The sequence below is a fragment of the Mesorhizobium captivum genome, assembly GCF_033977165.1.
Classification (GTDB): Bacteria; Pseudomonadota; Alphaproteobacteria; order Rhizobiales; family Rhizobiaceae; genus Mesorhizobium; species Mesorhizobium captivum.
In genome coordinates this window covers 368,900-381,801 of sequence record NZ_JAVIJB010000001.1, presented here as the reverse complement: position 1 = coordinate 381,801, position 12,902 = coordinate 368,900, and the positions used below count along the sequence as shown (strand labels likewise).

Here is a 12,902-nt window from a genome sequence, read left to right as displayed (position 1 = left end):
GCCAGAAAACATGGGGCATCTATGATCTCGAGCAAGCTAGTCGCCAATGCCGAATCGGCTGCCGCGTTTCTGACGCTCATGGGCAATGAAAAGCGGCTGCTGATCGTCAGCTATCTGATCGAAGGCGAAATGTCGGTCGGTGCCATCGCCGAAAAAGTCCAGTTAAGCCAGTCCGCTCTGTCGCAGCATCTGGCCAAGCTGAGAGCGCTTGATATCGTCGAGACGCGCCGCGACCGCCAGATGATCTATTATTCCTGCAAATCCGATGCGGTGCGCGAGCTGCTTCGCATGCTGGAAGGCATTTTCGGCGACGGCGACCTGTCCCAGATGGCCTACAGGATGCGCCGCGCCGGGGCTTGACCCGCGCTGTCCAAAGCCCCTTACCTCGCTGACGATCGTTCGCCGGCGAGATTTGCATGAACCTCATCCCCATCGACGACCCGCAGGATCCGCGTGTCGCTGCCTATCTCGACATCCGCGAGCGCGATCTCGTCGGGCGCCACGGGCGCTTCGTCGCGGAAGGCAAGGTCGTGCTGGATCTTCTTTTGTCGGTCGGACGCTTCGCCGCGGAGTCGGCCCTCATTTTGGAAAACAGGCTGGCTGGCCTGGAAGGCGTCTTGCGCAAGGCGTCGGCGACCTTCCCGGTCTATGTCGCCAAGGGCGAGGTCATGGACCGGATCGCCGGCTTTCATATGCATCGCGGCATATTGGCGATCGGCGTTCGCGGCGCTCCTCGACCGGCGGAGGTTTTGCTCGAAACCTTGCCGGCAAGCGCGCTGGTCGTGGTCCTGGTCGGCATATCCAATCACGACAATATGGGCTCGATCTTCCGCAACGCCGCAGCCTTTGGCGCGGACGCCGTGCTTCTCGATCCCACCTGCTGCGATCCGCTCTATCGCAAGGCGATCCGCGTTTCGGTCGGCGCGGCGCTGAAGGTTCCTTTCGCGCCCTTCGGCGACGCCATGAGCTTGATTGCGACGCTCGACCAGCTGGGCTTCAGCCAGTTCGCGCTCTCGCCGCGCGGCGAAACCGACATTCGCGCTGCGCAAAAAACGCCGCGGCTGGCGCTCTATCTCGGCACGGAAGGCGAAGGCCTGCCCGAAACCGTGCTCAACCGGCTGCGGACGGTACGGATCGGCATGGCGGAGGGTTTCGACAGCCTGAACGTTGCCGCCGCTTCGGCCATCGCCCTGCACCAGTTCTCGAGACGATAGCGATCCAGCAAACAGGGGGAAAGCGTCGCCTGGCCGACAGCCTGCGTTTTGATCAGCTGGTTGGGTCGGCCTTCTGAAGGGCCCTTACACGGTCCGCGAGGCTGATGCCGCGCTCGCCCGCGCCCTGCTGCCCGTCGCGAGGGGTCGCCAACGCCTTCACAATCGGCGAATCCGGCCCGTCCAGCTTCATCGTCAGGTTGACGACCTCGGCCGCCAGTTCGTTCATCTGTTCGCGAAGCGCTGCACCGGCGCGTCGCGCGTCGCTGGCCTGTTCGGGCCTTGCCGTTTCGAGCGTGGCAAGATCGGTCTTGAGCCGCTTGTTCTCACGCGCCAGCGCCGTCAGCCTCGCCTCCAGCCGCTCCCGATCGCCTTCGAGCTTGGCGATCGCCTTGTCGATGCCTTCGACCTCGCCGGTCTGGTGCGTTCCGCCATTTGCCTCGGCACCCTGCTTTGAGCGTTCGCGCATCCGGGCAAGCTCCTTCTCGCGCCTGTCGAGCCTTTCCTCGCGGTCGGCAAGGGTTGCAAGCAGCCGCTCGACCTTCTTGTCCAGTTCGGCTGCCCGTTTCTTTTCCGCCTTGAGCGCGTCTCTGACCGCTTTGCCTTCCGCGGCGATTTCCTGATTGCGCCGGTCCGTTTCCTTGCGCTGGTTGCGCAGCACCGCAATGTCGTTCGCGAGCTTGTCCAGTTCCGATTCACGGGCCACAAGCTCGATCTGGCGGTTGCTGGATGAGAAGCTGGCATCGTCATACATCTGCTCGAGCTTTTGCAGCTCCAGCGCGCGCTTCTCCAGGGAGCGCTCCGTCTGCGCCAGCTTTTCCGACAGTTTGTGCAGTTCTTCCTCGCGCTGCCGGAGCTCCGCGTTCCTGGCCTGCAGGTCGGAAAGCGCCTGGTTCTTGTCCTTCGTCTCGACCGCCAGCCCCTTCAGGGCCTCGCGGCCGCGGCCGATCTCGACCAGTTGCTCGGCCGCCTTCTCCTTGAGGCTCTTGATGTTCATCTCGAGCCGGCGCGTGTTCATGGCGAATTCGGCGCGGATCCGGTCCTTTTCAGCCAGGATCTCGGCAGGCGTCAGCGGCATCGAGGCCTCGAGGCGCCTGCGCGTCAGAACGACGGCCCGCCGCCAGATGGCCGGCGCAATCAGCGACACCAGAAAGACGGCGCAGAGGAAGCCGAGTGCGAAGAACAGGATCGACTGGACCAAGGTGGACTATTCCGTATGCGGCGCGGCAAACCGCCAATGCCCGACTGTGCCATCTTGGCATGGCGGAAATCCAGAGCCGCGGCAAGAGCATGCCGCGGCGCGATCGGTCTTATCCGGGCGGTTGTGGCAATCCTGTCCGCTCAGAACGGATTCCAGGTCGCCCGTTCGGTAAGCTTCAGGTAGCCGAGATTGACGCCGAGCCGGGCGCCGACGCCGGTGCGGATCGGAACGATGAGCACCCTGTCGCTCTGCAGCACGTTGAAGCCGACGCCGGCCACGACATAGGCGGAGCCGGCGACGCCGCCGAAGCGATTATAGAGGCTGCTGATGTCGTCCAGATTGTAGACCAGCATCATCACGCGCGACCCTTCGCCGCCGAAATCCCAGCCAAGCGATGGGCCTTGCCAGAACACCTTATGGTCGCCGGCGTTCTTGGTGTAGAGCGTGCCCTCACCATAGGTCAGGCCGCCGATCAGCGCGCCGGATCCCTCCTCGCCGAGCAGATAGCCGTTGGGCAGGCCGTAGGACGCAAAGATCTTTTCGACGACGGTGGCGAGGCCGCCCGACGTCGCGCCGAAGAACTTGTGGCCGGAATCGACGATCTCCTGCGCGGTATATTCCTGGGCCCGCGACGCGGAGGTTGAGAAGATGACAGCACCCATGAGGGCGATCGTCATGGTGAGGACGCGGACGAGAGTCCGGTCATAGAATCGGGAAAACATGCTTCCAATCTCCGTCAGGGAGCACTTTCGCCGACGCCTCGTACCCCTGCGGCTCTTGGCGGCCGCTTCGAGATGACTATTACGGGCAAACTATGCCGTAATCCTTTTTCAACCATTAAGCTGGCGCAGGAAGATGGCGGTTCGAAGGCTGGCGGCCCGACATGGCCCCTCTGGCCTCGTTTTCGCGGCATGAACGCAGCATTTTCGCCATCCGCGGCTGCGGATTTGTTGATGCACGGGCGGGCGCTGTGTATTCAGAAAGCCTTGGAAAGAGCGTGATTCGCGTGGCGGGCGCGAAATCGGTCGCTCGGCCATGAATATGTGAACTAGCAGGGATTCTCCGATGGCCGAGCTCTTCACCCTTTCCGCCCCCGATCTGGCGGCGCTTCTGTGCAGCCGCGTATGCCACGACATCATTTCGCCGGTCGGCGCCATAAACAACGGCCTCGAACTGCTCGACGAAGGCGGCGCCGACGAAGACGCCATGAAACTGATTCGCCAGAGCGCCAGGAACGCCTCGGCGCGTCTGCAATTTGCCCGCATCGCCTTCGGTGCCGCCGGCTCGGCCGGCATGATGATCGATACCGGCGACGCAGAGGCCGTGGCCATTGCCTTTTTGAAGAACGAAAAGCCGGAGCTGGTCTGGAACGGTGCCCGCGCGCTGCTGCCCAAGAACAAGGTCAAGCTCCTGCTCAATCTCATTCTCGTGGCCAACGCGGCCATACCGCGCGGCGGCAAGCTGATGGTCACGCTGGAAAACCTCGAGACCGAACCGCGTTTTTCGCTGTCGGCCAGCGGCCCGATGCTGCGCGTGCCGCCGAAATTCCTCGAGCTGCATTCCGGCCACAAGCCTGAGGAAGCGATCGATGCCCATTCGGTCCAGCCCTATTACACGCTGCTTCTGGCGCGTGAGGCCAACATGACGATCTCGATCCACGCGACCGCTGACGAGATCGTGTTGTCTGTAGCCTGAGGCAACAGCCAAGAACAGGCCAAGTATTTATCTCGGCTGAATTGCTGCTTGCGGTACGAGCGAAGCAACTTCTGCCATTGCCGGCTTATTGGCTTGGCGGCGGAAAACCGCACCATGCGTCTCTTTGGAAAAACTTTACCTAACCGCTTTTCGGCTTCTTTACCAGATTGCTCTAGGGTGCCCCACGCTTACTGGAGGTTGCCGGTTCGGCAGATGGCAAAGAGGGCCCGGAAATGAAGCGCTGCCTGTTTGTGGACGATTCGAGCGTCATCAGGAAGGTCGCAAAGCGTATCCTTGGCGGTTCGGACATCGTGGTCATCGAAGCGGCCAGCGGGCTTGATGCGATCGAGATCTGCTCCAGCGACATGCCCGATGTCGTCGTTGTCGACGGCGGTTTGCCGGACATGCAGGCAGTCGACCTCATTCGCCGCATCCGCGCCATCGAAAGCCCCGTCAAGCCGCAGATCCTGATCTCGCTCGTCGAAGTCGACGTCGGTTCGATCATGCGGGCGAAACGTGCCGGTGCCCAGGGCTATCTCTTGAAGCCCTTCAACCGGGCGCAATTGCTCGAGAACTTCCGCTTCCTGAAGATAGCAGCCTGAGCTTTCGATGCCCAAAAACAAATAACCCGGCGGGGAGCCGGGCTATTTGTACGAATGGCTTGGCCGAAGATCAGGCGCTGACGCGGATGTCTTCCGGCTCGCGCAGCACATAGCCGCGGCCCCAGACCGTCTCGATGTAGTTCTGGCCGCCGGACGCGGCGTCGAGCTTCTTGCGCAATTTGCAGATGAAGACGTCGATGATCTTCAGTTCCGGCTCGTCCATGCCGCCATAGAGGTGGTTGAGGAACATTTCCTTGGTCAGCGTGGTGCCCTTGCGCAGCGAGAGCAGCTCCAGCATCTGATATTCCTTACCGGTCAGGTGCACGCGCTGGCCGCCGACCTCGACCGTCTTGGCGTCGAGATTGACCACCAGGTCGCCGGTGGTGATGACCGATTGGGCATGGCCCTTGGAGCGGCGCACGATGGCGTGGATGCGCGCCACCAGCTCGTCCTTATGGAAAGGCTTGGTCATGTAATCGTCGGCGCCGAAGCCGAGGCCGCGCACCTTGTCCTCGATACCGGCCATGCCGGAGAGGATCAGGATGGGCGTCTTGACCTTGGAAAGCCGAAGCGTGCGCAGCACCTCGTAGCCCGACATGTCGGGAAGATTGAGATCGAGAAGGATGATGTCGTAGTCGTAGAGCTTGCCGAGATCGACCCCTTCTTCGCCGAGATCGGTCGTATAGACATTGAAGCTTTCCGATTTCAGCATCAGCTCGATGCTTTGTGCGGTTGCACTGTCGTCTTCAATCAGCAGAACACGCATTTCATTCCCCTTTTCTGCTGCCGGACCGTGTCACGACCCGTCCGGACCGGAGCAGTGATTGCCTGAACAGAAGGTGCCACCGACTGGTTAACAAATCCTAATTTCGTGCTGGCCACGATATCAGATTTTTTAACCCCTTTCTACACCCACTTGAATCTAATAATGAATCACAGACCAAAATCGCTCATGTACCACATTAACAAGTCAGCCTAAGTGACTCCAGTGACTCGTAGGCCGCGCTTCCCTCGCCGCAGCCGGAATTTTTACCCGGCCTTAAGTCCTCGCCCGTATGATTAACAATGCCCGTAAACGAATGGTTACCGCCGGCAAAAATCTTTAGGATTTTGTTTCCCATAGCAGGGGGAAAGCCGGGGGAAACGGGCGACGCATGGGCCTGTCCAGGCCGATGGGACGATATGCAAGGTGTGCGTTTCCGGGAGTACCGAGTCATGAAGTCACGTGAAAACCTCGTTCGGCTGAAGCAGTTTCAGGTGAATGAGAAGCGGCGCCAGCTGTTGCAGCTGGACATGATGATCGCCGAGTTCGAACGCATGGCCGTCGAGTTGGAGGCCCAGATCGTCGCCGAAGAGAAAAAAGCCGGCATCACCGACATCAATCATTTTGCCTATCCGACCTTCGCCAAGGCGGCGCGCCTGCGCCGCGACAACCTCAGGAACTCGCAGGGCGACCTCGCCCAGCAGCGAACCATGGCCGAATCACTACTCGGCGAAGCTGAAGCGGAGCTTTCCAAGGCGGAGATGCTGGAATCGCGCGACAGCAAGATCCGCGATGCGGATATGGGCGGCCGCAGCGCCATGATCGGCTGAGCCGACCGCGCTTAGCTGCTGTCGCCGGGGCGGGCCGGCATCGCCCTTGAACCGCGCCAGCACAACTCCTGCTCGCGCTCCCGCTTCAAGGCAGCACTGCCATATCGTCGTGATGGTCCGCCAATGCCCGCGCGCGGGCATCCTTGATGTCGGGCGCATGCTCTTCCGCCCAGGAGCGGATCTGGCTGAGCAGCCCCGCCAGGTTCTGGCCAAGCTCCGTCAGCTCATATTCAACCCGCGGCGGGATGACCGGAAAGACTTCGCGCCGGACAAGGCCGTCGCGCTCCAGCACGCGCAGCGTCTGGGTCAGCATTTTCGGCGTGATGCCTTCCAGCTTGCGCGCCAGCGCGCCGTTGCGCATCCGGCCGCGTCGCAGCGCGCAAACGGTCAGATACACCCATTTGCTGGCCAGCGTCTCAAGCACTGTATGCGACGGACAGGTGCGCCGGAACACATCGTAGCCGAGGGGGGCCTCTTCACTATCCATAAGGTGCCTATATATAGAAAAGGTACATACTGGACAAGAGAATATTACTATCCAGATGATAGCGGCATACCAATCGAGAAGGAGGCTTCCATGCATGCCGTTATCCAAAACTCCGTCGGCGGACCCGACGTCCTCTTCGTTTCCGAACAGCCTGATCCCTCGCCCGGGCCTGGCGAGGTGCTGGTTCGCGTCAAGGCGGCGGGCATCAACCCTGTCGACGGCGCCGTGCGCGGCGGCTTTTATCCGCTGCTTGGCGATCCGCCTTTCATTCTCGGCTGGGATATTTCCGGAACCGTCGAGGCGCTGGGCGCCGGCGTGACCGCCGTCAAGGTCGGCGACGAGGTGTTCGGCATGCCGCGCTTTCCCAAGCAGGCCGGAGCCTATGCCGAGCTTGCAGCCACGCCGGCGGACGAGATCGCCATCAAGCCCGCCGGCATCGACCATGCCCATGCTGCGGCGCTGCCGCTCGCCGGCCTCACCGCCTGGCAAGGCCTTGTCCGCCACGGCCGCATTCAATCAGGCCAGCGCGCGCTGATCCATGCCGGCGCCGGCGGCGTCGGCCATCTGGCGGTGCAGATCGCCAAGGCACGCGGCGCCTACGTCGTCTCGACTGCCAGCCCGGACAAGCTCGACTTCGTTCGCTCGCTCGGCGCCGACGAAGTCATCGACTACACCAAGAGTGATTTCGCGAAGAAGGCCTGCGAGTTCGACCTCGTGCTGGAGACGGTCGGCGGCGACCACGCCGAGGAGTCGTTGAAAGTGCTGCGCGACGGTGGCGTTCTTGTCTCGCTGCTCAACGTCCATGACACGACAAAGGCGAAGGCAAGGGAGCGGAACATCCGCGTCGAGCGCATGTCGGTGGTGCCCGACCGCGAAGGCCTTGTCGAGCTCGCCAAGCTGGTCGATGCGAAGAAGCTGTCGCCCCACGTGGCGAAAACCTTCCCGCTCGATCAGGCGGGCGCCGCCCAAGCCTTCCTTGCGACCCGGCCGATCGGCAAGGTCGTGCTGACGGTATAAGCGAAGCGCGTCTCTGGAAAAGTGAAGGGCGCGGAATTCCGCGCCCTTTCTGCTTCCGGTTGTGTGCACCTAGTGCCGGTATTGCTGGATTCGCGTCGTGCGCAGCCCGGCGAGGCCATATTCGTCGATCGACGCCTGCCATGAGAGAAATTCCTCGGTGGTGAGCTTGTAGCGCTGGCAGGCTTCCTCGAGGCTGAGCAGGCCGCCGCGTACCGCAGCGACCACTTCCGCCTTGCGCCGGATAACCCAGCGCCGTGTATTCGTCGGCGGCAGATCGGCTATGGTGAGGGGGCTGCCGTCAGGCCCGATAACATATTTGACTCTAGGTCTAACCAGATCGGTCATCGTACTCTCTACTAAAAACTCAAAGACCCAATCCCCGCCACAGTACCGCCACAGCTTTAAAAATTGCCTAAGCGAACCCTAATGACTAGGTAAGGATCGTGAACGTCACGTTAGGTTTTTGTTCGGCATTTGAGACAATCGCGGTCCAGGCCCCGATCTCGCCGGGAAAAATCGCCGGAATAATCGCCGGAATAATCGCTTGAGGAGGCAAGCTGGCGCTGCCGCAGCGCTTGACCTATATTCCGGCCATTGGCGGCCAGCGCCATGCAGATTGAAAGAACCATGAACAGCCTCGATCTTCCCGGACGCCCAGAACAGACCCGTGTCGTCGTCGCCATGTCGGGCGGCGTCGATTCGTCGGTCGTTGCCGGCATTCTGAAGCGCGAAGGCTATGATGTCGTCGGCGTCACCCTGCAGCTTTACGACCACGGCGCGGCCACGCACCGGGCAGGGTCCTGCTGCGCCGGCCAGGACATCGACGACGCCCGCCGCGTTTCCGAGACGCTCGGCATCCCGCACTACGTGCTCGACTACGAAGAGCGTTTCCGCAGGGCTGTCATCGATCCTTTCGCCGAGAGCTATGTCGCCGGCGAGACGCCGATTCCGTGCGTGTCCTGCAACCAGACGGTCAAGTTCGCCGACCTTTTGGCCACCGCGCAGGATCTCGGCGCCGACGCTTTGGCCACCGGCCACTATATCCGCTCGCGCGCCAACGGCGCGCATCGCGCACTCTACCGTCCGGTCGATGCCGACCGCGACCAGAGCTATTTCCTGTTCGCCACCACCCAGGCGCAGATCGACTATCTGCGCTTCCCGCTGGGCGGGCTCTCCAAGCCGCAGGTGCGGGCGATCGCCGAGGAAATGGGACTGACGGTCGCCGCCAAGCAGGACAGCCAGGACATCTGCTTCGTGCCGCAGGGCAAGTACTCCGACATCATCGCCAAGCTGAAGCCGGCGGCCGCCAATCCAGGCGACATCGTCCATATCGACGGACGCGTGCTCGGCCGCCATGAAGGCATCCTGCGCTACACGATCGGCCAGCGCCGCGGCATCGGCATCGCTTCCGGCGAGCCGCTCTACGTCGTCCATCTCGACGCCGATCGCGCCCGCGTCGTTGTCGGCCCGCGCGAGGCGCTGGAGACGCACAAGATCTACCTGCGAGCCACGAACTGGCTTGGCGACGCCCCGCTCTCTGACATCCCTGAGGGCGGGATCGAGCTTTTCGCAAAAGTCCGTTCGACCCGGCCGCCGCGCCCGGCCGTGCTACACCACCGCGACGGCGTGACCTCGGTTGAGCTGGTCGACGGCGAATCCGGCATCGCCCCCGGACAGGCCTGCGTGCTCTATTCCGACGACGGCAACGAGGCGCGCGTCTACGGCGGCGGCTTCATCGAGCGCTCAGAGCGCGGCGCCGAGGCCGAGGCCATGCTGTCGAGGCTTGCGGCGCGGCCCGCGCACATCCCCGCCGAATAAGCGTCTCTTCGACGAGCCGCTTCAGTTTCAGGATTGTCTTTGCGAACGCCTCAAGCGGACGAGCCGCTATGCGTCACCGTGCCCGCGGTGAGGATGCGCAGCACCCGGATCGCTTCTTCGCCGTCGGTGCGGGGTTCGGCGCGCGTTTCGATGCACTGCATGAAATGCGCAAGCTCGCGCGTCAGCGGCATGCCTTCGCCGACCGCGACATAGGACGGTTCGTTGGCGGTGAAAGCCCACTGGCCGCTGTCCTGCCAGACGGCGTGCCGGTAGACGGCAAGCTTGCGCTCCCAGGGCTCGACGTCGTCGAACACCGCCATCGCCTTGGTGCCGACCACGGTCAGCCGCCGCTCGCGATAAGGATTGAGACGCGAGGCGAAGAGATGGCTGCGCACGCCGTTCGGAAAACGCATATGCAGATGCGCGAAATCGCTGAGATTGTCGAGCAGGGCTGCGCCCTCTCCCCTGACCTCGATCGGCTCGGTGCCGGTGATGGCGAGGATCATCGACAGATCGTGCGGCGCCAGGTCCCAGAGCGCGTCGTTCTCGGTATGGAACTTGCCGAGGCCGAGCCGGTGCGAATGGATGTAGCGCACCTCGCCGAGTTCGCCATTGTCGATCAGCGCCTTCAGCGTCTCGAAGGCGGGATGGAAGCGCAGCACATGGCCGACCATGAAGACGCGGCCATTTTTCCTTGCCGCCTTCACCGCGCGTTCGGCGTCGGCAACCGTCAACGCGATCGGCTTTTCCACCAGCACGTCCTTGTCGCCCTCGACGGCGCGCACCGCCATGTCGGCGTGGAATTGCGGCGGCAGCGCCATGACGATGGCGTCGACATCGGCGCGCTCGAACAGCTTGTCCGGCTCGATCGCCTCGCAGTCCTGCTCGCTGGCGAAGCCTTCGGCGCGGGCGCGATTGACGTCGGAAACGGCATGGAGCGCGCCAAGCGCCTTGAGGGTGCGGATGTGGTTGCTGCCCCAGTATCCGCAACCGAGGACTGCAATGCGCGGCTTCATTCGTTCAAACTCTAGAATTTCATGGCCGAGACATAGCGACGTGCCCCGTCGAACTCAACCCCGCCGCATGCGCTTGAGTGTCTGTCCGGCAAAGCTTTTTCGGGGATGAGATTATGCCGACTTGCCGGTCGCATCCAAGCTTGACAGGTTTGCCCTGCCAACCTTATATCCGCGCGACCTTGGCGAACGCCTCGAAATTGCCCGCGATGCCGGGCGGTTCATCGAGCCTCTTCGTCACTCCTGGCGGAGTAGCTCAGTTGGTTAGAGCACGGGAATCATAATCCTGGGGTCGGGGGTTCAAGTCCCTCCTCCGCTACCATCATCCACGCAAGCTATTGAAATCACAGAAAAAAGCGGATGGTTGGCAGCGCTATCGTTCGAAACCCGGATGATTTCAAGGCCCCGCGCCGTATCTGCCCGCTACCAACCTCGTCAGGTCGGGGGTAAAGTATCTTCGCGAAGGAGGATCATTCACATTGACCTCCGGTCCGACGAATGAAGACCCGATCCCGCTGGGAACATACTCGGCGATGGTCAATGGCGCCCTCGAAGGCTTTGTGCGAAGCGCGGTGATCGAACTTCACAGGGATCGCCGCATCAACCTGGTAAGCCCGACCATGCTCGAGGGATCATCCCGCTCTAGGGCCCCTAGTTCGTGGGTTCGCAGGCCATGGCGTCGAACGCCGTTGTGCTTGGTTATGTCAAGAGCCTCGAGGCCGGGCGAACCGGGTGCGTGTACAGGATCGGATGGTCGCGAGATCGCTGACTGGCGACCCCGCTCCAAGTAGCCTCCGCTTCCTCTAGCCGTGCCGGATTTCCGTGCCGAGCACGTTCAGGCATTCCCGGATGAAGGCTGCCAGAGCGGTCCAGCCTTTGGCCGAGACCATTGTGCCGTCGACATATGCCTCGGTTGGCGATAGGTCGATATAGGTGCCGCCCGCAAGCGTCACTTCCGGCTCGCAGGCCGCCAGCGCCCCGACCTTCTTACCGCGCACCACGCCGTCGACCGCGATCAGGATCTGCACGCCGTGGCAGATCGTGAAGATCGGCTTCCTGGCTTCATAAAAATGGCGCACCATCGCCTGGACGCGCTTGTCGGTGCGGATGTATTCCGGTCCGCGGCCGCCGGCGCAATAGACCGCGTCATACTGGTCGAGCTGCTTCTCCGCATCCGCGAACGTCTTGTTGATCAGCGCGTAGTGACCGAGCTTCTCGGTGTAGGTCTGGTCGCCCTCGAAGTCGTGCAGCGAGGTCTTGATCAGGTCGCCTGCCTTCTTGTCGGGGCAAACGACATGGACCGTGTGGCCGACCGCCTCCATCGCCTGCTGATAGACGTAGATTTCATATTCCTCGGTGAATTCACCGGTCAGCATCAGTATCTTCTTGGCTGGCATGACTTGTCCTTTTCGATTTGGAGGTGGCAAGGCACGGACGCGCCTACTCGAAGGCGGGCAGGAGCCTGTCCCGCGAATTCTCGATGTGCACGCGCATCGCCTTCTTGGCGGCGCCCGCATCGCCGGCGGCGAAGGCAGTAAGAATCGCCTCGTGCTCGTCCAGCGCTTCCTCGGTGACGCGCGAATGATACATCAGGCGGAAGATGTGGAAGTGCGTGTGCTGGTGGTTCAGCGTCTCGCGGATCAGCTCGTTCTGTGCGAATTCCATGATCTTGTCGTGGAAGATCGCGTCCTGCCGCGCGAAGTTGGAATAACGCAGGCGCTCGTCCTTTCCCACCCGCCGCGCCATGACGCCGGCCGCTTCCCGCAGGATTGCAAGACGCTCGTCATCCAGCGTTGCCGTGGCCTTGGCCGCAGCGGCGGGCTCGAGCAGAAGGCGCAGCTCGTAGAGCTCGTCGAACCGGCGCCGTGTGATTTGCGGGGCAGCGCGATAGCCGATCAGGTGAGTCTTCACCACCAGCCCCTCCCCTTCCAGCCGGCCGAGCGCTTCGCGGATGGGCGTGTGAGAGACGTTGAATTCCTTGACCAGATTGTCGACGGTGATCCGCGATCCTGGGGGAATCCTCAGCGACATCAATTGCGCGAAGATCGCTTCATAGACATCCCCGGCCAGACTGTTGGCTCGCTGGATGCGGCCGCTCGGGCGGCCTTCATTGTCAACCGTCAGGTCGGGGTTTTGCATCGTATTGCCTCTTGACAGGAGCAAGCCCTAACACGATGCTTCGGCCAATTCAATACTATATTATATACGATTTTATAGAGGATACGATCTCATGAGTATGCATGCCGGGCTGCGCCTTTCAGCTCG

Annotated in this window: 15 protein-coding genes and 1 tRNA gene; 8 read left to right on the top strand and 8 right to left on the bottom strand. The window is 62.1% G+C overall.

The genetic code is table 11. The features are described 5' to 3' along the window. The first annotated feature begins 21 nt into the window (after positions 1-21). Together RFM40_RS01840 and RFM40_RS01835 are read left to right on the top strand one after the other, a co-directional pair. A complete protein-coding gene (locus RFM40_RS01840; protein WP_320223004.1) occupies positions 22-360 on the top strand; it encodes an ArsR/SmtB family transcription factor in 339 nt (112 codons plus the stop codon). A gap of 56 nt (positions 361-416) precedes the next feature. After that, entirely contained in the window at positions 417-1,214 is a 798-nt protein-coding gene (locus tag RFM40_RS01835) for a TrmH family RNA methyltransferase (RefSeq protein WP_320230019.1), read from the top strand. Between the two features lie 52 nt (positions 1,215-1,266). Here the strand turns inward: RFM40_RS01835 and RFM40_RS01830 are convergent, their stop codons facing one another. After that, positions 1,267-2,412 carry a coiled-coil domain-containing protein gene (locus tag RFM40_RS01830; protein WP_320277039.1) on the bottom strand — a complete coding sequence of 382 codons (1,146 nt, stop codon included), beginning with the start codon at positions 2,410-2,412 and terminating at the stop codon, positions 1,267-1,269. Positions 2,413-2,552: 140 nt separating this feature from the next. Beyond that, positions 2,553-3,089 carry a DUF1134 domain-containing protein gene (locus RFM40_RS01825; protein WP_320230040.1) on the bottom strand — a complete coding sequence of 179 codons (537 nt, stop codon included), beginning with the start codon at positions 3,087-3,089 and terminating at the stop codon, positions 2,553-2,555. A 388-nt stretch (positions 3,090-3,477) separates the two neighbouring features. Between RFM40_RS01825 and chpT the strand changes: the two genes are divergently transcribed. Beyond that, positions 3,478-4,107 carry a histidine phosphotransferase ChpT gene (chpT, locus tag RFM40_RS01820; protein ID WP_320277038.1) on the top strand — a complete coding sequence of 210 codons (630 nt, stop codon included), beginning with the start codon at positions 3,478-3,480 and terminating at the stop codon, positions 4,105-4,107. A gap of 233 nt (positions 4,108-4,340) precedes the next feature. Continuing rightward, complete coding sequence (locus tag RFM40_RS01815; protein WP_320230016.1) at positions 4,341-4,709, top strand: response regulator; 369 nt, start codon at positions 4,341-4,343, stop codon at positions 4,707-4,709. A gap of 70 nt (positions 4,710-4,779) precedes the next feature. On the opposite strand, the gene ctrA is transcribed toward RFM40_RS01815, so the two are convergent. Continuing rightward, positions 4,780-5,475 carry a response regulator transcription factor CtrA gene (gene ctrA / locus RFM40_RS01810; RefSeq protein WP_006203583.1) on the bottom strand — a complete coding sequence of 232 codons (696 nt, stop codon included), beginning with the start codon at positions 5,473-5,475 and terminating at the stop codon, positions 4,780-4,782. Between the two features lie 449 nt (positions 5,476-5,924). Here ctrA and RFM40_RS01805 point away from each other — a divergent pair, with 449 nt between their 5' ends. After that, positions 5,925-6,302, top strand: a complete 378-nt coding sequence (locus RFM40_RS01805; RefSeq protein WP_320230015.1) for a flagellar export protein FliJ — start codon at positions 5,925-5,927, stop codon at positions 6,300-6,302. An 85-nt stretch (positions 6,303-6,387) separates the two neighbouring features. Here RFM40_RS01805 and RFM40_RS01800 read toward each other — a convergent pair whose 3' ends face one another. Continuing rightward, the gene (locus RFM40_RS01800) at positions 6,388-6,789 is read right to left on the bottom strand and encodes a winged helix-turn-helix transcriptional regulator (protein WP_320230014.1); all 402 of its coding nucleotides are present in this window, start codon (positions 6,787-6,789) and stop codon (positions 6,388-6,390) included. A 90-nt stretch (positions 6,790-6,879) separates the two neighbouring features. Between RFM40_RS01800 and RFM40_RS01795 the strand changes: the two genes are divergently transcribed. Then, the gene (locus RFM40_RS01795; RefSeq protein ID WP_320277037.1) at positions 6,880-7,806 is read left to right on the top strand and encodes an NADP-dependent oxidoreductase; all 927 of its coding nucleotides are present in this window, start codon (positions 6,880-6,882) and stop codon (positions 7,804-7,806) included. A 69-nt stretch (positions 7,807-7,875) separates the two neighbouring features. Here the strand turns inward: RFM40_RS01795 and sciP are convergent, their stop codons facing one another. Next, complete coding sequence (gene sciP / locus RFM40_RS01790) at positions 7,876-8,151, bottom strand: CtrA inhibitor SciP (protein ID WP_006203587.1); 276 nt, start codon at positions 8,149-8,151, stop codon at positions 7,876-7,878. Positions 8,152-8,433: 282 nt separating this feature from the next. On the opposite strand from sciP, the gene mnmA reads away from it, so the two are divergent. Then, positions 8,434-9,624: a tRNA 2-thiouridine(34) synthase MnmA gene (gene mnmA / locus RFM40_RS01785; protein ID WP_320277050.1), complete on the top strand. Its 1,191-nt coding sequence runs from the start codon at positions 8,434-8,436 to the stop codon at positions 9,622-9,624. A gap of 50 nt (positions 9,625-9,674) precedes the next feature. Here mnmA and RFM40_RS01780 read toward each other — a convergent pair whose 3' ends face one another. Next, complete coding sequence (locus tag RFM40_RS01780; RefSeq protein WP_126098239.1) at positions 9,675-10,640, bottom strand: Gfo/Idh/MocA family protein; 966 nt, start codon at positions 10,638-10,640, stop codon at positions 9,675-9,677. 242 nt (positions 10,641-10,882) lie between these two features. Between RFM40_RS01780 and RFM40_RS01775 the strand changes: the two genes are divergently transcribed. Continuing rightward, a tRNA-Met gene (locus RFM40_RS01775) sits at positions 10,883-10,959 on the top strand. 481 nt (positions 10,960-11,440) lie between these two features. Here RFM40_RS01775 and RFM40_RS01770 read toward each other — a convergent pair. Continuing rightward, positions 11,441-12,034 carry a DJ-1/PfpI family protein gene (locus RFM40_RS01770; protein ID WP_320277036.1) on the bottom strand — a complete coding sequence of 198 codons (594 nt, stop codon included), beginning with the start codon at positions 12,032-12,034 and terminating at the stop codon, positions 11,441-11,443. 43 nt (positions 12,035-12,077) lie between these two features. Then, positions 12,078-12,776: a GntR family transcriptional regulator gene (locus tag RFM40_RS01765; protein ID WP_320277035.1), complete on the bottom strand. Its 699-nt coding sequence runs from the start codon at positions 12,774-12,776 to the stop codon at positions 12,078-12,080. Positions 12,777-12,902: the final 126 nt, after the last annotated feature.

What these genes read in the sequence shown, in the direction of transcription:
- RFM40_RS01765 (WP_320277035.1), bottom strand. Translation starts at nt 12,776, where the DNA reads ATGCAAAACCCCGACCTGACGGTTGACAATGAAGGCCGCCCGAGCGGC.
- ctrA (WP_006203583.1), bottom strand. Translation starts at nt 5,475, where the DNA reads ATGCGTGTTCTGCTGATTGAAGACGACAGTGCAACCGCACAAAGCATC.
- RFM40_RS01770 (WP_320277036.1), bottom strand. Translation starts at nt 12,034, where the DNA reads ATGCCAGCCAAGAAGATACTGATGCTGACCGGTGAATTCACCGAGGAA.
- RFM40_RS01815 (WP_320230016.1), top strand. Translation starts at nt 4,341, where the DNA reads ATGAAGCGCTGCCTGTTTGTGGACGATTCGAGCGTCATCAGGAAGGTC.
- RFM40_RS01825 (WP_320230040.1), bottom strand. Translation starts at nt 3,089, where the DNA reads ATGACGATCGCCCTCATGGGTGCTGTCATCTTCTCAACCTCCGCGTCG.
- sciP (WP_006203587.1), bottom strand. Translation starts at nt 8,151, where the DNA reads ATGACCGATCTGGTTAGACCTAGAGTCAAATATGTTATCGGGCCTGAC.
- mnmA (WP_320277050.1), top strand. Translation starts at nt 8,434, where the DNA reads ATGAACAGCCTCGATCTTCCCGGACGCCCAGAACAGACCCGTGTCGTC.
- RFM40_RS01780 (WP_126098239.1), bottom strand. Translation starts at nt 10,640, where the DNA reads ATGAAGCCGCGCATTGCAGTCCTCGGTTGCGGATACTGGGGCAGCAAC.
- RFM40_RS01795 (WP_320277037.1), top strand. Translation starts at nt 6,880, where the DNA reads ATGCATGCCGTTATCCAAAACTCCGTCGGCGGACCCGACGTCCTCTTC.
- RFM40_RS01805 (WP_320230015.1), top strand. Translation starts at nt 5,925, where the DNA reads ATGAAGTCACGTGAAAACCTCGTTCGGCTGAAGCAGTTTCAGGTGAAT.
- RFM40_RS01835 (WP_320230019.1), top strand. Translation starts at nt 417, where the DNA reads ATGAACCTCATCCCCATCGACGACCCGCAGGATCCGCGTGTCGCTGCC.
- chpT (WP_320277038.1), top strand. Translation starts at nt 3,478, where the DNA reads ATGGCCGAGCTCTTCACCCTTTCCGCCCCCGATCTGGCGGCGCTTCTG.
- RFM40_RS01840 (WP_320223004.1), top strand. Translation starts at nt 22, where the DNA reads ATGATCTCGAGCAAGCTAGTCGCCAATGCCGAATCGGCTGCCGCGTTT.
- RFM40_RS01800 (WP_320230014.1), bottom strand. Translation starts at nt 6,789, where the DNA reads ATGGATAGTGAAGAGGCCCCCCTCGGCTACGATGTGTTCCGGCGCACC.